At 42.1% G+C, this 18,582-nt stretch carries 20 protein-coding genes and 1 tRNA gene; 7 read left to right on the top strand and 14 right to left on the bottom strand.

Annotated elements, in window-relative coordinates:
* Positions 1–424: 424 nt before the first annotated feature.
* From glpK to EV207_RS13100, 6 genes are all read right to left on the bottom strand, one after another.
* Positions 425–1,918 carry a glycerol kinase GlpK gene (glpK, locus tag EV207_RS13125; RefSeq protein ID WP_132746610.1) on the bottom strand — a complete coding sequence of 498 codons (1,494 nt, stop codon included), beginning with the start codon at positions 1,916–1,918 and terminating at the stop codon, positions 425–427.
* Between the two features lie 15 nt (positions 1,919–1,933).
* Positions 1,934–2,767, bottom strand: coding sequence for an MIP/aquaporin family protein (locus tag EV207_RS13120; RefSeq protein ID WP_132746609.1), 834 nt, complete (start codon positions 2,765–2,767; stop codon positions 1,934–1,936).
* A 178-nt stretch (positions 2,768–2,945) separates the two neighbouring features.
* Positions 2,946–3,500 (bottom strand): glycerol-3-phosphate responsive antiterminator, encoded by a 555-nt coding sequence (locus tag EV207_RS13115; protein WP_132746608.1) that lies wholly within the window; start codon positions 3,498–3,500, stop codon positions 2,946–2,948.
* Positions 3,501–3,656: 156 nt separating this feature from the next.
* Complete coding sequence (locus EV207_RS13110) at positions 3,657–4,163, bottom strand: DUF1259 domain-containing protein (RefSeq protein WP_165886940.1); 507 nt, start codon at positions 4,161–4,163, stop codon at positions 3,657–3,659.
* A gap of 68 nt (positions 4,164–4,231) precedes the next feature.
* Positions 4,232–4,990, bottom strand: coding sequence for an SDR family NAD(P)-dependent oxidoreductase (locus tag EV207_RS13105; protein ID WP_132746606.1), 759 nt, complete (start codon positions 4,988–4,990; stop codon positions 4,232–4,234).
* 140 nt (positions 4,991–5,130) lie between these two features.
* Positions 5,131–6,093: a GH25 family lysozyme gene (locus EV207_RS13100; protein ID WP_165886939.1), complete on the bottom strand. Its 963-nt coding sequence runs from the start codon at positions 6,091–6,093 to the stop codon at positions 5,131–5,133.
* Positions 6,094–6,392: 299 nt separating this feature from the next.
* Between EV207_RS13100 and EV207_RS13095 the strand changes: the two genes are divergently transcribed.
* The 5 genes from EV207_RS13095 to EV207_RS13075 all read left to right on the top strand — a co-directional run bounded on the left by EV207_RS13095 (position 6,393) and on the right by EV207_RS13075 (position 10,511).
* Positions 6,393–6,899 carry a peroxiredoxin family protein gene (locus EV207_RS13095; RefSeq protein ID WP_243647061.1) on the top strand — a complete coding sequence of 169 codons (507 nt, stop codon included), beginning with the start codon at positions 6,393–6,395 and terminating at the stop codon, positions 6,897–6,899.
* Positions 6,900–7,018: 119 nt separating this feature from the next.
* Entirely contained in the window at positions 7,019–8,305 is a 1,287-nt protein-coding gene (locus EV207_RS13090; protein ID WP_132746604.1) for an NCS2 family permease, read from the top strand.
* Positions 8,306–8,321: 16 nt separating this feature from the next.
* Positions 8,322–9,341: an NADP-dependent oxidoreductase gene (locus tag EV207_RS13085; RefSeq protein ID WP_132746603.1), complete on the top strand. Its 1,020-nt coding sequence runs from the start codon at positions 8,322–8,324 to the stop codon at positions 9,339–9,341.
* Between the two features lie 113 nt (positions 9,342–9,454).
* Positions 9,455–9,790, top strand: coding sequence for a L,D-transpeptidase (locus tag EV207_RS13080; RefSeq protein ID WP_132746602.1), 336 nt, complete (start codon positions 9,455–9,457; stop codon positions 9,788–9,790).
* A gap of 256 nt (positions 9,791–10,046) precedes the next feature.
* Positions 10,047–10,511 carry a hypothetical protein gene (locus EV207_RS13075; protein ID WP_132746601.1) on the top strand — a complete coding sequence of 155 codons (465 nt, stop codon included), beginning with the start codon at positions 10,047–10,049 and terminating at the stop codon, positions 10,509–10,511.
* Between the two features lie 68 nt (positions 10,512–10,579).
* Here EV207_RS13075 and EV207_RS13070 read toward each other — a convergent pair whose 3' ends face one another.
* From EV207_RS13070 to EV207_RS13060, 3 genes are all read right to left on the bottom strand, one after another.
* On the bottom strand, positions 10,580–10,801 hold the full coding sequence (locus EV207_RS13070; protein ID WP_132746600.1) for a hypothetical protein: 222 nt from the start codon (positions 10,799–10,801) through the stop codon (positions 10,580–10,582).
* A gap of 143 nt (positions 10,802–10,944) precedes the next feature.
* Positions 10,945–11,020, bottom strand: a tRNA-Ala gene (locus EV207_RS13065).
* Between the two features lie 103 nt (positions 11,021–11,123).
* Entirely contained in the window at positions 11,124–11,420 is a 297-nt protein-coding gene (locus EV207_RS13060) for a YggT family protein (protein ID WP_132746599.1), read from the bottom strand.
* A gap of 99 nt (positions 11,421–11,519) precedes the next feature.
* Between EV207_RS13060 and EV207_RS13055 the strand changes: the two genes are divergently transcribed.
* Entirely contained in the window at positions 11,520–12,278 is a 759-nt protein-coding gene (locus EV207_RS13055) for a potassium channel family protein (RefSeq protein WP_132746598.1), read from the top strand.
* Here the strand turns inward: EV207_RS13055 and EV207_RS13050 are convergent.
* The 3 genes from EV207_RS13050 to EV207_RS13040 all read right to left on the bottom strand — a co-directional run bounded on the left by EV207_RS13050 (position 12,264) and on the right by EV207_RS13040 (position 15,425).
* A complete protein-coding gene (locus EV207_RS13050; RefSeq protein WP_132746597.1) occupies positions 12,264–12,668 on the bottom strand; it encodes a YugN-like family protein in 405 nt (134 codons plus the stop codon). The two genes, EV207_RS13055 and EV207_RS13050, sit on opposite strands and share 15 nt — an antisense overlap.
* 93 nt (positions 12,669–12,761) lie before the next feature.
* Entirely contained in the window at positions 12,762–14,114 is a 1,353-nt protein-coding gene (locus EV207_RS13045; protein WP_132746596.1) for a glucose-6-phosphate isomerase, read from the bottom strand.
* Between the two features lie 147 nt (positions 14,115–14,261).
* Entirely contained in the window at positions 14,262–15,425 is a 1,164-nt protein-coding gene (locus EV207_RS13040) for an iron-containing alcohol dehydrogenase (protein WP_132746595.1), read from the bottom strand.
* A 153-nt stretch (positions 15,426–15,578) separates the two neighbouring features.
* On the opposite strand from EV207_RS13040, the gene EV207_RS13035 reads away from it, so the two are divergent.
* Positions 15,579–15,809, top strand: coding sequence for a DUF378 domain-containing protein (locus EV207_RS13035; RefSeq protein WP_132746594.1), 231 nt, complete (start codon positions 15,579–15,581; stop codon positions 15,807–15,809).
* Positions 15,810–15,853: 44 nt separating this feature from the next.
* On the opposite strand, the gene yugI is transcribed toward EV207_RS13035, so the two are convergent.
* Positions 15,854–16,258, bottom strand: a complete 405-nt coding sequence (yugI, locus tag EV207_RS13030; protein ID WP_132746593.1) for a S1 domain-containing post-transcriptional regulator GSP13 — start codon at positions 16,256–16,258, stop codon at positions 15,854–15,856.
* 196 nt (positions 16,259–16,454) lie between these two features.
* Positions 16,455–18,347 (bottom strand): asparagine synthase (glutamine-hydrolyzing), encoded by a 1,893-nt coding sequence (gene asnB / locus EV207_RS13025; protein WP_132746592.1) that lies wholly within the window; start codon positions 18,345–18,347, stop codon positions 16,455–16,457.
* Positions 18,348–18,582 lie beyond the last annotated feature (235 nt).

Below are 18,582 nucleotides of genomic sequence, written 5' to 3'. Positions count from 1 at the left end.
AACTCCTATTCGTTACCGCAGAAGCGCTTTTTCCCGGTTCATGGGCACGAATAACTCCTATTCGTTACCGCAGAAGCGCTTTTTCCCGGTTCACGGGCACGAATAGCTCCTAATCGTTACCGCAGAAGCGCTTTTTCCCGGTTCATGGGCACGAATAACTCCTATTCGTTACCGCAGAAGCGCCTTTTCCCGGTTCACGGGCACGAATAGCTCGTATTCGTTACCGCAAAGGCGCTTTTTTCCAATTCACGGGCACGATTGCTGTAAAAAAGCAAAAGAAGCCCTTGAACCTTGAAATATCCGGGGAGATCTCCGCACTATATAAGGTTCAAAAGCTTCTTATGATGTTTATGTTAACTTTTTCCGGTATATCAAATGCCCCCCTGTCTTAATGGGCATTTGTTATCATTTTTAAAGAATGCTGTTATTTAAAAGCCTGCGCTGCCTTAACCGCTGTCTTCCAGCCGGTGTACAATGCTTCACGCTTGCCCTCTTCCATAGCGGCTTTGAAGGTTTGATCGATTTTCCAGTTATTCGAAATCGCATCGCGGTTTTTCCAGAAGCCGACGGCAAGACCCGCGAGATATGCCGCTCCTAACGCCGTTGTTTCACTAATATTTGGCCGGTCCACAGACACGCCAAGAAGGTCGCTCTGGAACTGCATGAGGAAATTGTTTGAGACTGCCCCGCCGTCAACGCGAAGTGTCTTCAATCCAATGCCTGAGTCTGCCTCCATCGCATCGAGGACATCTTTCGTTTGGTAGGCCAGGGATTCCAGTGTGGCGCGAATGACATGCTCCTTACCCGTCCCGCGTGTCAAGCCGAAAACCGCACCCCTTACATCACTGTCCCAATAGGGTGTTCCGAGACCGACGAATGCTGGAACAACATAGACACCATCTGTTGAATCAACTTTTGCAGCAAATTCCTCACTTTGGGGTGCACTATCAATGATCTTCAAGCCGTCACGCAACCACTGAATCGCTGATCCAGCGACAAAGATGCTGCCTTCCAACGCGTATTCTACTTTGCCATCCAATCCCCAGGCAATGGTTGTCAAAAGGCCGTGCTCTGAACGAACAGCTTCTTCCCCTGTGTTCATCAACATAAAGCAGCCCGTGCCATATGTGTTTTTCGCCATCCCTTTTTCGAAGCACGCCTGCCCGAATAAGGCGGATTGCTGGTCACCTGCAACGCCTGCAATCGGCACCTCTTCACCGAAGAAATGATAATCAATCGTATTGGCGTATATTTCTGAGGACGGCCGTACTTCTGGCAGCATTGATTTCGGCACATCGAGAATCTCAAGCAGCTCATCGTCCCACTTAAGATCATAAATGTTATACATTAGGGTACGTGAGGCGTTAGAATAATCAGTGACATGTGCTTTGCCGCCGGAGAGCTTCCAAATCAGCCACGTATCCATTGTGCCGAACAGCAGATCGCCTTTTTCTGCCCGTTCTCGCGCCCCTTCAACATTCTCCAATATCCATTTGACCTTGGTCCCTGAGAAATAGGCATCGATTAAGAGACCTGTTTTATTTTTAAATAGATTATTGTAGCCATTATTCTTAAGCTCTTCGCAAATGTCAGCTGTTTGTCTTGATTGCCAAACAAGGGCATGATAGACCGGTTTCCCAGTATTTTTATCCCATAAAAGCGTCGTTTCCCGCTGATTTGTAATCCCGATCCCAGCAATTTCTTTTGGAGACACCTCTGCTGTTGAAAGGACTTGGGCAATGACTGCCAAAACCGACGCCCAAATCTCGTTGCCATCATGTTCAACCCAGCCTGGCTTTGGAAAATGCTGAGTGAATTCCTTTTGAGCAATCTTGACAATCTCTGCCTTCTGGTTAAATAAAATCGCCCGCGAGCTTGTAGTCCCTTGATCGATAGCAAGAATGTATTTTTTCTCCACTTTATATCTCCCCTTTTATTTAGTATTAATAGATTCTTGTTCTGTGTAACGCCTTGCAGGTATTTTCTTTTCGGTTACATAGGCGGCAACAATAACTAAAAGCATAATGATTGCGACAATCCAAAAGCTTGTTGTGAATTCCCCAAGAAACATCGACTGATAAAATAACGCGCCAAACATGCCTCCAAGAATCGGTCCGACTACTGGAATCCAAGCATATGGCCAGTTCGAACTGCCTTTTCCCGCAATCGGCAAGACGGCGTGAGCGATTCTTGGGCCCAGATCACGGGCGGGGTTGATCGCATACCCGGTTGTACCCCCAAGTGATAAGCCGATCGCAAAAATGAGAAACCCGACGATCAGCGGATTTAAGCCCTCTGTAAATTCATTAGCACCTATAGATAGAAGACCTAATACCAAAACAAAAGTACCGATAATTTCGCTTAGCAGGTTCGAAAAGGTATGAGGAATGGCAGGACCTGTGGAAAAAACACCCAACTTAGCAGCTGGATCCTTCGTTGCTTTCCAATGCGGTAAATAATGCAGATATACGATACATGCACCAAGAAAAGCGCCAATCATTTGCGCTGTAATAAACGGCACAACTTTTGCCCAAGGCAGCTCACCGACCATGGCAAATCCGATAGTCACAGCAGGGTTAATATAGGCGCCGCTAAATTTTCCGACGGCATAAACAGCGATAGCAACAGCAAACCCCCAGCCGAATGTTATCACAATCCACCCTGAATTTTGCGCGTTCGATTTATTTAAATTAACCCCCGCACAAACACCCGCTCCTAGAATAACTAAAATCATTGTACCAATAAGTTCTCCCAAAAATGCAGACAATGTCTTCTCCTCCTTAAACTAAAAAACCCATAACCAATCGGCCATAAATATGCATCATATTATGGCGGGCTATGAGTTCTCATCATCTCAATCTCATTTTATTAACTTAATATACAAATTATCACACATGTGAAAGCGGTGTCAAATCAAAATAATTATTTTATAGAATAGAAACGGATTAAATTTTAAAAGGCCATAGGCTTTTTAACGACGTAGTCACGGCTGAAGCACCGGCTTTAAAGGCATGATCGACATCTTCCTTGGAACGAATCAACCCGCCTGCAATTACAGGAATGCCCGTCCGGTCTTTAATCTCGGAGATCATGTTTGGCACGAGTCCCGGCAAAACTTCGATCACATCAGGGCGGACCCTTTCTAGTGAGCGATAACTTGTTTCAAGGGCCATTGAATCCAACAGAAATAAACGCTGAACTGTTATTAATCCTTTCTTTTTTGCAACGCTTAATACATTGGCCCGAGTGGAAATAATCCCTGCCGGATGGATATCTTGGCAGAGAAACTCAGCGGCATATTCGTCATTCTTCAAACCGTGAATTAAGTCAGCGTGCAGCAGCACACTCTTTTTACTGGCCCGGGCTAATTTAACCAATGGTTTAAGTTGGGCGATGTGACTATCCAAAATGACAATAAATTCAACAGATGTTCCCATCAGTTTCTCGAAATCCTTCATCTTGCGTACCGCAGGCAGCACACTTTGAGATTTAAACACCATGTTCTATTCACCACTTCCAATTCAAAAGACAATTTTAATATTTCCTCATTATCATAGGCTTAATTCAGATGACAATTCAAGCCCGAAAATGAAGGGAAATAAAAAAACCATCAGCCAAGAATACTTCGGTTGATGGTTTCGTTCTAATCCCAATTGTTATTGGTTTTCTTTTAACGGAACGACATGCATTGGTTTATCACCATTCGTTGTTGCTATAGATGCTTTAATTGTTTTAGCCAATTTAACGGGATCACCTGTGCCTTGCATATGGAGAAAATAAATCTTTGGTGTTTCTCCGATCATATGATTGTGAATAGCTGAGATATTAATACCTCCTTTACGCAAGGCATCGATCACATGGTTCACCTCGTTACCCAACAAGGCAAATTCACCTGTTATCGCTGTGGTGTTACCGACTTGTTCGAAATTCACCATGAATCCAAGCCCGGCGGCTTCCGCTTCAATCTTTTGTCCGTTACGGACTAGGCTTATATCCTTTCTTGGAATACTTAACCGACAGATATCACCTTGTTTTTTCACCTGGGTTTTAAAAATTTGACCCAGTTTCTCACATCCGTCAGGCGCCGCTGCATCCCCCGCTATATTAATGCTTAATACCCCTAACAAGATAAGAATTGAGAAAATAAGCCGGCATTTTTTCATTTTAATAACTCCTTGATAATTTTTCATGCCTCCCTATTTTCTCCTAATTGTTCTTCGTTTATGTCTATTTAAAAATTCATATAAGATTGACCGCCGTCAACATTAAGAGTGGCGCCAACAACCCAAGAGGCTCTTTCAGAGGCCAAAAAAGCGGCAACATCGGCAATTTCCTCAGCGCGGCCAAATCTTCCTGCTGGTATGTTTTCTTTTACAAACTGTTTCATTTTCTCCGGGTTTTCATCCAGCCGCTTTTGCCAGTTCCCTGTTGAATGTAATATTGACCCAGGGGCGACACCGTTGACACGGACACCGTCTTTAATGACTTCGTCAGCAAAACCTTTAGTAAAACTGATCAGCGCTGCCTTGGCATTATTATACGTGATTTTCCCGCCGCTCTCCCGTCCGAAGATGGAAGTAATATTTACAATACTGCCGCATGATTCGGTCATTTTCATCGATTCAGCAGCCATTTTACTAAAATGAACGGCAGCTATGTAATTAAGTTCCATGGCCTGGCTGAATGCATCCAGATCTGTTTCCATTGCTTTTCTGCCGCTTGAGCCGCCGGCATTGTTCACCAAAATATCAATCCCGCCATGATCTTGGATGAAATCTCTAAAAACCTTGCTGCGGTCCGCAGCTTTTAAAAGATCACCTTGGTAGGCTGCCACATCGAGTTCATGCATGGTTTCTTCAAGTGCTTCTCTTCCCCGTGCAACAATACCGACACATGCCCCTTCCTTAACAAATATTTTGGCAATCGCTTTACCAATTCCTTTTGAACCGCCCGTAATGAGCACACGCTTCCCTTTCAATTGTAAATCCATGATCATCACTCCTAAAGTCAATGCTCTTTTTATTATAAATGAGGTATATAAAATGAAAGTCTGTCAATAATGGCAAATAAGCTGAATATCTTCTCCCCCTTAAAGGCCCTTGACTACCCAATCAAGGGCTTTTTCTTTGTTCAGGGAATGAGGATCCTTGCCCCAATTTGCAGTTTTCTTGTGTCCAAGTCAGGATTTAATTGCTTAAGTGTACCATGTTCCCAACCGTGGCGTTTTTCGAGTTCCCAGAAGGTGTCTCCGGATTTTATGATATAATTTCTTGACTTGGTTCCCTCAATTGATGCCGGCCTTTTAACTTTTTGCCCAACTTTTAATAATTTGGGATTCATGTCTGGATTTAATGTCTCCAGTGTACCGTGCGGCAAATGCCACTTCCTCTCCAAATCCCAGAAGGTTTCACCTTGTTTCATTTTATAAAATGGCGTTTCTGGTATTTGATTGTCAGTTGCACCGGTTATTGTCTCAGCTTTGCTGCATCGCTCCATTAGACTTGGCTCCATGAGATTGATATCGACATGCCCTTTTATACCATTAATTTGCCCTTCACTTGTATATTGAAAAACAGACCACTTATTCCAAATGCCATTGTTCTTAGGCTGGGTGACACCATAGTGGGCAATCCAAAGAGGAACGTATTTTAATAGCGATGTTAAATGCCTTCTGGCAAAATTCGTGAAGGTGTAAAGCATGACATCGTGTTTCGCTTCTGACTTTACCGTATCCAGAAATGTGAGGGCTGCTTTGGACAGGTCTTCTTTCGCAACACCATTTCCAGTTTCGAGATCAAGCACCAGCGGCAAATGGGCTTTTAAACCATTAATCGCTTTAGTAAAATGCCTGGCTTCGGCTACCGCTTCCCTTTTGTTCGAAAATCTCGCGAAATGATAATATCCTAATAACAGCCCGGCTTCTTCTGCCCCATTGCTATGTTTGGCCAGCATTGGATCTACAAATGTCTTTCCTTCCGTTGCCTTTATAAAAACATAGGCCACGCCATCTTTTCTAACTTGTTCCCATGAGATTTCTCCTTGCCAATGACTAACATCGATTCCTTTTATATGATGCTTTGTTCGTGCTTGCATGCCATCATCCCCCTTTCTTTGATCATAAGGATAGGAATGTGTCATCTCAAATCAGCAAAAAAGCAAAAACGCATATAGGAATGCCGCAAAACATTAATTTCTGCTATGCATTTTTTAAAAAATAAAGGATTCCACCACCGTTTTTGTTAAAAATACATGAAACCCTATCTTACTTTCCTCTTTTCCTTCTTGTAATATGAAATAAACGTTAAAGAAAATGTTTTAATATCCTTAAAAGCAGGAAAAATAATAATGATAAGTACCTCTTTCTATCTTTCAATTCATAAAGGGAGGACAACATGATGAACGAACTTAAACTTGGCGAGAAGGCACCTGATTTCAATCTCTTATCGACCGACGGCGGGCTATTTTCATTCAGCGATCACCAAAAAGGGCACAAGGCATGGCATTTGATTATATTCTTTAGGGGTGAGTGGTGTCCGGCATGCAACGATTATTTAGAAGAAATTGAAAAAAGCACTGAAAAGTTTGCCAATCAACACACACATATTGTCGCGATTTCATCAGATGAGATTGACCGATTAAAAGAATTGGTTTCAGCAAAATCGCTTTCATTCCCAGTCTTAAGCGACAAAGACCGGGCAGCTGTCAGAGGTTACGGCGTCTATATCCATAAAGAGGATGGTCCTTACGAAGATCACGGAGACCATAATGAACCGGCTGTATTTCTCGTTGATGATAAAGGCAACCTCTTATTTCAACAAAAACAAACCGGACCATTTGGCAGGCCGTCCCCGCATGACCTTGGCAAGACCATTAAGTATATTAGCAAAAATTTGCGATGACAGTCTACCCTGCAGATACATTCTTCATTCTGCAGGGTTTCTTCTTATGTGGTATAATTCAAACGTTATGCACGCGCATAATGGGTGGGTGAGGGACAATTTTATAGAGATGACACATCATGTTTCAATTATTAATAAAGCATTTTCGATTGAAGGAAAATAAAACAAATGTCAAAAAGGAAGCTGTCGCTGGGCTCACGGCCTTTTTCACGGCCGCCTATATTATCATCATTAATCCCCTTATTTTAAAGGATGCGGGGATTCCGCTTGATATTGGTGTCACGGCAACTATTTTGTCTTCTATTGCCGGATGCTTAATTATGGGTCTTTGGGCTAACTCGCCGATCATTCAGATTCCTGGGATGGGCGTTAATGCCTTCTTCACCTACACAATCGTTCAATCAGCCGGTTTGACAGCTGAACAGGCTCTTGCGGTCGTATTTTGTTCCGGGTTCATCTTCCTATTTATAAGCTTTAGCAGACTAAGTAAAGCTTTATCTATCGGTATACCGGAAACGTTAAAACACGGGATTACGGTCGGGATCGGCCTCTTTCTTGCATTTATTGGTCTGCAAAAAGGCGGGCTTGTCGTCAGCGGCCGTTCATCATTTGTTGCTCTAGGTAATCTTAGCAGCCATGAAGCTCTATTGACGTTATTCGGATTGATCATTACGTGCACGCTTTTTGTCAGAAAGGTTAAAGGCAGTTTCATCATCGGCATGCTTGTCACAACATGTGCATATTACCTTTTGGGGCCGGCAACAGTTCATCAGGCCACAACTCCATCGCTAAAGACTTACATGTCAGCGTTTGGCAGCTTGAATTTCACTGACTTTTATCATTTGCCATTCATTCTGTCAGTCTTCTCATTGACGATGCTGATTGTATTTGAAAATATGGGCCTCTTGCACGGTATGCTGCCAAACAGCAGCCGGTTCGATGCCTCTTATAAATCAGCTGCAGCTTCGTCGATTCTTTCAGCTTTATTTGGCACGAGCCCGACGATTTCGGCAGCCGAGAGTGCCTCTGGCATCCAAGAAGGCGGCAAAACCGGTTTGACATCCGTTATTGCTGCAATGCTGTTTGGATTATCTTTTATTGCCATTCCAGTGATTGGATTCATTCCAAATAGCGCAGTTGCACCAATTCTTATTATTCTTGGTGCACTTATGATGCAAAATGTGAGGTATATCCCCTTTCATGATTTCTCGGAAAGTTTCCCTGCCTTTCTGATCATTTTATTAATCCCTTTGACCTTCAGCATTGCCGATGGGTTGGCTTTCGGTTTTATCGCCTATCCTTTGTTAAAGTTGCTGTTGGGAAAGGCGCGGCAGGTATCCCGTGTACTATACGTTATAGCTTTTTTGTTCCTGCTCAATTTTATCGCGGGTACAATTATGACATAAAGAAAGGTGTGGAACCATGCATCCTGAAACAATCCAACAAATTTTGCTTGTTAGACGCCCTAAAGGCATGCCTGTGGAAGAAGATTTTAAGTTTGATCAAGCGCCAATGCCAAAGCCTGTCTTGAATGAGGTCCTGTTAAAAACGCTGTATGTTTCGGTTGATCCTTACATGAGAGGGAGAATGAGTGACAGGAAATCATACGTGCCGCCCTTTCAATTAGATGAGGTCATTAAGGGTGGCGTCATCAGCGAAGTGATTGCATCTCAAACGCCTGAATTTAGTGAAGGTGATCTTGTCATCGGCAACTTAGGCTGGCGAACCTATCAAACGGCACATGAAGATGAACTAAGAAAAATTGATGAGAAACTTGCCCCTATCACAACGCACCTCGGGGTTCTTGGCATGCCTGGCTTGACGGCTTATTTCGGCCTGTTAGACATTGGCCAGCCAAAAGTTAACGAGACTGTAGTTGTCTCTGGAGCAGCCGGTGCAGTCGGCTCTGTGGTCGGACAAATAGCCAAAATAAAAGGAGCCCGAGCGGTGGGCATCGCCGGTACCCAAGAAAAATTGGATTTTCTTAAAAATGACTTAGGCTTTGATGAAGCCATTAATTATAAAGACGGTGATTTTTACGAGCAATTAAAACAAACATGTCCGAACGGTGTGGATGTTTATTATGATAATGTTGGCGGGGAGGTTTCCGACGCGGTGCTTCGCATGATCAACCACGGCGCCCGGATTCCTTTATGCGGTCAAATCTCGCTTTACAACCTTGAAAAACCGGACATCGGTCCGCGTGTACAAAGCCAGCTGCTCATTAACAGCGCCTTAATGAAAGGCTTCATCGTCTCAGATTATGCTAAGGAATTCCAAGAAGCTGAACAGATTCTAGCAAAGTGGGTGCAGGATGGGAAAATAAAATACAGAGAAACGATTGTTGAAGGCTTTGACAATATCATTCAGGCATTCCTGGGCCTTTTTGAAGGCGATAACATTGGAAAGTATCTTGTTAAAATTGCTGATCAATCGAAATAATGACTGCCGGGTGCACACGCGCCCGGCAATTTTTAAGTGTCAAAAAAAGTCACTCCCATCTTGAATCCATCATTTAATAAAGCAGGGCGATTGACTCAAGGAGGGACATGAAAATGACTTATTGGATTGATGTTGCTTTAAAAAAGCATCGGATGACACTTTACAATGGCAGCCATGTTATAAAAAGGTACCCCATAGCTGTCGGAAAAATGCTGACTCAAACCCCAACAGGAAACTACCATATTATAAATAAAGACCCAAATCCCGGGGGACCATTTGGCGTCATGTGGATGGGATTGTCAAAACCGCATTACGGTATTCATGGGACTAACAATCCATCATCGATCGGAAAAGATGTCTCACATGGCTGTATCCGTATGTATAACAAAGACGTATTAGAGCTTTCACACACTGTGCCAATCGGAACCAATGTTTACATTCATGCTTAGCATCCAGAAAAGGAGAAAAAGGTTTCTGAAGATCTTTCCTTCAGAGACTTTTTTCTCCTTTTTGGTCCTTTCGACGTATCACAGAAGCTCTATTTGATCATAATATTCATAGATTGTAAAGAACTTTTTTTAAAAATTTGTGTCAAACCATTGAAAATTATCTGACTTCTGGTTATAATAAAAATAAATATTAACATTCTGTGAACAACATGTAGATAATTTGTGAACTTTTAAATTTACAAGAGGAGTGATAAAGATGGCTATGGTATTATCGGAAAAACAAAAGGAACTGAGGCCCAATCTTGGCTTGTTTACCGCGTCTTACATCGCCCTAACAGCCATTTGCAATTCAATCCTGTTTTATAGCGCCCCAACAATAATGGATATGCGGATTATGATTCCTTTTATCGGGATTGCAGTCGTATTATTAATCGGGCACATCATTGCATATATCATTAGGTGGAAACAATTTATATCACATATGAACAACATAATTGAAGCATTGCCTCTTTCAAAGGAACAAAAGGCTTATCTTGTGATCGAGTTAAAGAAAAGGTCCAAAGGCAGCAGCCAAGATTTTATTAGTAAAAAAATACACGAATTAACGACAAAGATCGAAGAAGACAAAAAATTGACCAAACGGGAAATTGAAGCTGTTAATAAAATCGTGTTTGGGCATCAGCAAATCCGTCCGATCATTGAAAATAACTTAAATCAATAATATTAAAAAAGCGCTTCTTTCGCTTCTTTATGGAAGCGCTTTTTTTAATATTACTCTTCGATTACCGGTCACACCTCATTTAACCTTTCTACTTTTACCTGGATGACCGGCTTCTTATAAGCCTTCATCATTAATCTTTTATTTTTTTCCATTTCAAAATCAGACATCGTCTTTTCACTTAAGCTGTAAACCTCTTCTAATGTATCTGAATGATCAATAAATCCAAGGTGATAAATGTATACATAATTAAAGACATTAGATTCAAACACTTCAGCTGCCGTCTGCATCATTCATATCACTCCCTTGTTTGTCTCTACTGTCATCATAGCCTGGAAATTTAAATGTCGTTTAATAAAAATGTAAATCATTTGTTAATAAAATAAAAACGCGGTTTTCCCACTTGGAGAAAACCGCGTTGTAACGTTTAAAATTATGGTGGAGCATAGCGGGCTCGAACCGCTGACCTCTTCGCTGCCAGCGAAGCGCTCTCCCAGCTGAGCTAATGCCCCTTAATATCGGACAAGAATTAATATATCAGATTTTTGTTTAATCGTCAATGGTATTTTTTAAAAAAGGAGAGACAGGCTTTTTGGGCCTGCCTTTTAAAAACGTTTATCCTTTGCCAATTGAACCGAATATTTTTATTAAAATATAACCAATGACACTGTAGACAATCAGCGCAAAAACAGCCGATAGATCCAATACGTATTGGCCGCTGAAGGTGACAGGATCGAAAATACCCTTGAATGGATTCAACAGCGGATCTGCAAGTGAGTTAATCCAGCTGACAAAGGGGACTTTGGCCGCCCCGAAAAGCTTTAAAACAATAAACAGACCTAAAATAATTTGAACAATACTTAGTACAATATTTATAAATCTTACAAATACTGATGGCTTTTTGTTTTTCATTTGCTTCTCCTCTCTCCTAACAATCATTCCATACCCAAATCATTCGTCTAGAAAACTTATGCTTGGCAATAATGATGATAATTCATAGGGGGTGAAAAATTGGATTGGGAACGACTCAAATCCTATTACTTTAGATTACCTGAGCTTTTGCGTCTGATCATTATTATTTTACTCCTCATCGTTGGCATCGGGATCTTCATGCACATCATTGAGCCAAATTCATTTAAAACGATTCTTGATGGCATTTGGTGGGCGGTTGTAACTTTTGCAACAATCGGATACGGAGACTTTGTTCCAAAAACAAATTATGGGAAAATTATTAGTATCTTTTTTATCTTTTTAGGCGCTGGATTTATTACTTACTTCCTGACTAAATTGGCACAGAATGTGATGGCGGTCCAATTAAAACAACATCAGGGCAAGGCATTTTATAAAGGAGCTGATCATATGATCATTGTTGGCTGGAATGAGCGTGCAAGCCAGCTTATTAAGGCGATTCACGCAAGGGGAACTCCTTACCAAATCGTTCTGATCGATGATTCCTTGGATGCTTCCCCAATAAGTAACCTTCAATTTGTAAAAGGATCATCATATGAGGACGAAACCTTGGTGAGGGCGAACATAACTCAGGCAAAGCAATTAATCATTACAGCTGATCCTAATAGGAAAGAAAGAGAGGCGGACATGGTGACGATTATGACCACCCTTGCTGCTAAAGGACTGCATCCTGATATCTATGTTATTGCTGAAATATTAACGATGAGCCAGTCCGATAACGCCGTTCGCGCGGGCGTTGACGAGCTTATTCACACGAGTCAAATCACAACACGTGCCATCTCTGAATCACTGAGACATTAGTTCACTTTCAAGCTTATTAACAAGTTCGCGCCCGACACCCAAATATTTATCAGAACCGGCATCTTTTTCGACCGGTGTTTGGAATTGATTAATTGACGCTGTCACACTGCCGACATCGACATGATCATCAGGTCCTTTACGATATTTATGCCTTAAAATAAACGGCTCACCTAAACTGACGACTGCCCCGTCCTGATCAAGCATTCCATTAATGGCCTGAAAAGGAAGCCGCAAATAAATATAGCCCTCATCTTCTTTTATTTTATAATCAAAATAGCCGTGATCATAGTCCCAATTCCCGCCAATGACGTAACCAAGCGGTTTTAATTTATTCTCAAGCTCAATTAAAGAAAATTCTTGCCCTGAGAGCCGTGAATCAATTGTTTTCATGCAAACAACTCCTTTTTTAAGTTATTGTCTGCAAAGCCCGATTATAACATACAAATAGCCTCACCGTTTATAAGCGGTGAGGCCTGCCGGCTGCTATTTCAAACGTTTTTCAAGCTCAGCCTTTTCAGTTTCGAATCCCGGTTTCCCAAGGAGTGCGAACATGTTCTTCTTATATGCTTCAACGCCAGGCTGATCAAATGGATTAACCCCAAGAAGATAACCGCTCATTGCGCACGCTTTTTCAAAGAAATAGACAAGGTATCCAAAGTAATATGGGGTTAGATCTGGAATATTAACGACAAGATTTGGCACTTGACCGTCAGTATGTGCCAAAAGTGTGCCTTCGAATGCCTTCTTATTGACAAAGTCCATTGTTTCGCCTGCAAGGTAATTCAGTTTGTCAAGGTTATCCTCATCTTCTTCAATAGTGATTTCCTCGCGCGCCTCTTCAACAAACAAAGCTGTTTCGATCAATTGACGCCGGCCTTCCTGAACATACTGGCCAAGAGAATGCAAATCAGTAGAAAAATCTGCCGAGGCGGGATATAAACCTTTATGATCCTTACCTTCACTTTCCCCAAACAGCTGCTTCCACCATTCCGCAAAATAATGAAGTCCCGGTTCATAGTTGATTAAAAGCTCAATTGATTTCCCCTTATTATAAAGAACATTGCGAGCTGCTGCATACTGGTAAGCTTGATTATCTGAAAGACTGGCAGAACTGAAATCTTTTTGGGCATCACGTGCGCCGATCATCATGTCATCGATATTAACGCCGCTCACAGCGATCGGCAGTAAACCGACAGCGGTTAATACGGAATACCGGCCGCCGACATCGTCAGGGATGACAAAGGACTCATAGCCTTCATTATTTGCAAGTGTCTTCAAAGCACCTTTTTCTTTGTCTGTTGTGGCATAGATCCGCTTTCTTGCCTCAGTTTTACCGTATTTCTCTTCAAGGAAGCTTCGGAAAAGACGGAAAGCAATGGCCGGTTCAGTCGTTGTCCCAGACTTGGATATCACATTAACAGAAACATCCTTGTCCTTCAGGATGGCAAACAGCTCCTTCGTATATGTGGAGCTTATGGTGTTGCCGACGAAAAAGATTTGCGGTGTTTTCCGATCTTGTTTGTCCAGCAAATTATAGAATGAATGATTAAGCATTTCAATGGCGGCTCTGGCACCCAGGTATGACCCTCCGATGCCAATAACAATCAGGACATCTGAGTCCTTTTTGATTTTCTCGGCCGATGCCTTGATCCGGTTAAACTCTTCTTTATCATAACCGGTTGGCAGATCAAGCCAGCCAAGAAAGTCGTTGCCTGCGCCTGTCCCATTATGCAAGGCTTCATGTGCTGCCTGAACAGCCCCGGATAAGTAATCTATTTCATGCTGGGAAAAGAAAGCCAATGCATTACTGTAATCAAAAGTTACTCTTTTGTTCATCTTAACAGCCTCCAATATGTAAGTTCTTCTTCTTTACTCTACAAAACGATTTGTACTTATTCAAGACACACATAAAAAGAGAGGACCGTATTTACTGGTAATCCTCTCATATATTATATCCAATTGACTAAGCAGGTATTGCATCCCCTACAAGCACATGGTCAAAAGTTTCGTGACATCCTCTTTTTCCATTGAATAAAAGCCGCCAAAAGAACCTCTAGCCATTGCCTTTTCAGAAATGGTGTCAATGGATTTCTTACCGATGTGGTAGTCGCCAAGCGTCTCGGGCGCTCCGATTTTTGTCCAAAATTGTCTAAGCCGCTCAATGCCTTCCATTGCAATATCCCGGTCTGATTTGCCCTCTGGATCGACCCCAAATATTCGGACGGCTAACTGTTTGCTCTTATCTAATCCTTTATCCATCGTTACTTTCAACCAGTTCGGGAAGATGATAGCCAAACCGCCGGCATGAGGGATGTCGTGAACAGCTGAGATGGCATGTTCAATATTATGCGAACCCCAGTCGCCTTTGGTTCCCATTTGCAGCATCCCATTCAATGCAATGGTTCCGCTGTATAGAATGGTCTCCCGGTAGTCATAGTTATTAAGTTCTTTCAACAGCTTAGGCGCCGTTTCCATCACCGTCATCAACACAGCCTCGCACATTCTGTCTTGAAGCGGTGCATTAGGTTCGTTATGATAGTATTGCTCAAGCACATGTGTCATCATATCGACGATACCATTAACGGTCTGATCCTTTGGTACAGTAAAAGTGTTCTCAGGATCAAGAATAGAAAACCTCGGAAAGAGCAGCGGTGAGCCCCAGCCGTATTTTTCATGGGTTTCCCAATTCGTAATAACAGCACCTGAATTCATTTCAGAGCCTGTCGCGGCTAACGTTAACACAGTCCCTAGTGGCAATGCATCCTCTAAAACAGCCTTTTTAGTAATAAGATCCCAGACATCACCATCATAAGTAGCACCGCCGGCAATGGACTTAGAACAGTCAATCACACTGCCCCCTCCTACAGCCAGGACGATATCGATGTTTTCCTTCTTGCAAATGTCTATGCCTTTTCGCACTGTCTCCAGACGAGGATTAGGCTGAACACCGGACAATTCATAGACCTCAGCATTAACTGCCCTTAGGTTTTCTATAACTTGATCATATATACCGTTATTCTTAATGCTCCCGCCTCCGTAGACAACAAGAACTCTTTGACCATATTGAGGAATTTGGTCTTGCAAAGCTTTGGTTTGCCCTTTGCCAAAAATAAGCTTCGTTGGGTTATGATATGAAAAGCTCTTCATCTTAATCAACCTCCCGATATCATTATCCTTCTGAACTTAATAAATGTAAAATCCCCTGCTTATATTCCTTAAATAACTCTTTGATGAATACTATTTATTATTAATGGAAACATAATATAGAAAAATATTAGGTTCTAAAGGAGGCACACTTTTATGAGTGGCTTACAGCGCACTGCACTTGCAATTCTCGTCATTGGCGGGTTAGACTGGGGACTTATGGGTTTTTTCCAATACGATCTGATCGGAGCCGTCTTCGGTGGACAAGGCGCCGCCATATCCCGTATCATTTTCGGTATCGTTGGACTAAGCGCGTTATATTGTTTAACACTGCTCTTCAAACCATCCGAAGAGCTTGAGACAGATGCGGAGCCTACTCCCCGATAAAACTGGTTAAGCTAAAAAGAAGGCCCCTATTTTAGGGGACCTTCTTATTTCTTTAAGCGCTTGTTCAATTGCGCTTGGCGTTCATTCGATTCTTTTAACCAATCTTTCAGTTTTGACTCTAATGTATTAAAGCCGGGTTTACTTGCGGATTGATTTTTGGTATTGCTTTTTGGCGCGCTCGGGCGTTTCACTTCAGTTTCAGGCTTCGGTTCTGTTGCTCGGATTGATAAAGAAATCTTCCCTGCATCTTCATCAATAGTCAAAATTTTAACCTTAACAACGTCCCCTACCTTTAAAAACTCATTAATATCCTTAACATATTGATGAGCGACTTCCGATATATGAACTAGCCCCTGATGTTTATCATCTATAGCAACAAAAGCCCCAAAAGGCTTAATTCCCGTTACCTTCCCCTCGATGATGTCGCCAACGTTATAATTCTCCGACATGAAAACAACTCCTAAACGATTTATTAACTTTTAAAGTATAACATAGGGTATGCCAGAAAACAAAGAACATCCTTTGCATGATATGGGCCTTTGTTTAATAAGATCAGCTAATTTTATGTCATCTCCCATCATGTCCCGGGAAATAATTTGCCAGTAGAGGTCGAAAAATAATGAAAAGCCGAAGCGCCTTCTTTCTCTAACACCCTACATTGGACAATGCACTATTTTGATGAACAATAACAGACTTTTCAATATAGATTTGATGCCATAGCATAAAGACCAGAACGGTCCAGATTTTCCGGCTGTTGTCCCGCTTTCCGTTTTTATGATCATCCAATAGTTTTAGCACATAGGATTTGTTAACCATATCGTCAGTCTCGCTGCTCTGAATGAGATTCCTTGCCCAATCATAGAGTTCGTCCTTAAGCCAGACACGAATCGGAACAGGAAATCCTAACTTCTTCCTAAAAAGAATAGAATCCGGAACAATCCCTCTCATCGCTTCCCTTAAAGCAAATTTGGTTGTCTTTTGCGCTGTTTTCAGTGATGCAGGGATGGATTTAGCCACTTCAAAGACCTCTTTATCAAGGAATGGCACCCTTAATTCCAGCGAATGTGCCATTGTCATCCTATCAGCTTTGACTAGAATATCCCCGCGCATCCATGTATGAATGTCGACATACTGCATTTTTTCAACATCAGCATAACCCGCCGCCTGTTGATAAATCGGTGCTGTTACCTTTGTAAAATGTGTGCCGTTATGATGCTGTTTCATAACAAACTTTTTCTCATCTTCATCAAACATATTCGCATTGCCGATATATCGTTCCTCAATCGGGGTACAGCCGCGAATCAGATAGCTTTTGCCTTTCACATCTTCCGGGAGTCGTTCCGCAAGCTTTTTCAACATCCACTTACCAGGCTTTGGCACTTGATTAAACCAATTAAGTGCAAGCGGCTCGCGATATATGTTATACCCGCCAAAAAGTTCATCCGCACCTTCTCCAGATAAAACGACCTTCACATGCTTAGCTGCTTCTTTGGCAACAAAATAGAGCGGTACCGCTGCAGGATCAGCAACAGGGTCGTCCATATGCCAAATAATGCGGGGAAGTTCTTCTATAAATGCCTCAGGGGTTATGACAGTATGAATATTCTCCACACCAAGCTTTTCCGCTGAGTCCTTGGCGATATCGATTTCACTGTATCCTTCCCTTTCAAAGCCTACAGTAAACGTTTTAATCGCAGGATGGAATTCCTTAGCTAGAGCAACAATACTTGTCGAATCAATCCCGCTGGATAGGAAAGCACCAACCGGAACATCGCTTCGCATATGGATTTTCACAGAATCCCTTAGGACGTTTTGAATCTTCTGTTTGGCGTCATCAAGTGTTTGCCGGACAGGGTGAAAACTTGGTTTCCAATAAGGCTGAACCTGCATGCCTTCACCAACCTTTTTGGTCAGGTAATGTCCAGGTTCCAGACGTTGAATATTATTGGACATAGTCAGAGGTTCCGGTACAAATTGGTATGTCAAATATTGCTGAAAAGCTTCCTTAGAAACAGGATCTGTATCTTCACCAAGCAACAAGCTTTTTTTCTCTGACGCAAAAAACGTTCCGTCGTTTGTTTCCATATAATAAAACGGTTTAATACCGAATGGATCTCTTGCGGCAAAAAGCTTTTGCTCTTCCTTGTCCCAAATGACAATGCCGAACATACCGCGCAAATATTTAACAGCCTCTTCCTTTTTTTCAGCGTAGAGGGCCAAGATCACTTCTGTGTCTGATGTTGTTTGAAATGCATAGCCTTTATCTTCTAAATCCTTTTTTAACTCGAGATAATTGTAAATTTCACCGTTAAAAATAATATGATAACGTTCATCTTCATAAGCGAGCGGCTGATGCCCCCCCTCAAGGTCAATGATACTCAACCGGCGGAATGCAAGTTGTACTGTATCATCCGTATAAAAACCATCGTCATCCGGTCCTCTATGGGTAATGATATTAGCTCTTTCAATCATTAAATTTTGTCCGTGCTCATTTGGTTCTAATAGTTTATTTGAAATATATCCGACAAATCCGCACACACTGCTTGCTCCTTTCTAAAGCACTGCTTTAAGCCTTGCCGTCTGCTTCGCGGCAAGACTAACATTTTCATCATCATTTAAGTTTATCATTCAAGATTGAAAATGCCTAGCATCGTTATGTCCCTTTTATAGTTTTAATATAAATTTGTCATAATTAGTCGCTGAAGGCGCTGATTTTATGTCTTAGCATGCACTTTTCGGACAGCTTCTCCTCCTTTTTATTTTCATAACCTAT

It is taken from the genome of Scopulibacillus darangshiensis (assembly GCF_004341035.1).
In the GTDB taxonomy this organism is placed as follows: Bacteria; Bacillota; Bacilli; order Bacillales; family Sporolactobacillaceae; genus Scopulibacillus; species Scopulibacillus darangshiensis.
The sequence above is the reverse complement of the archived record's forward strand: the minus strand, read 5'-3'. Positions and strand labels throughout refer to the sequence as shown.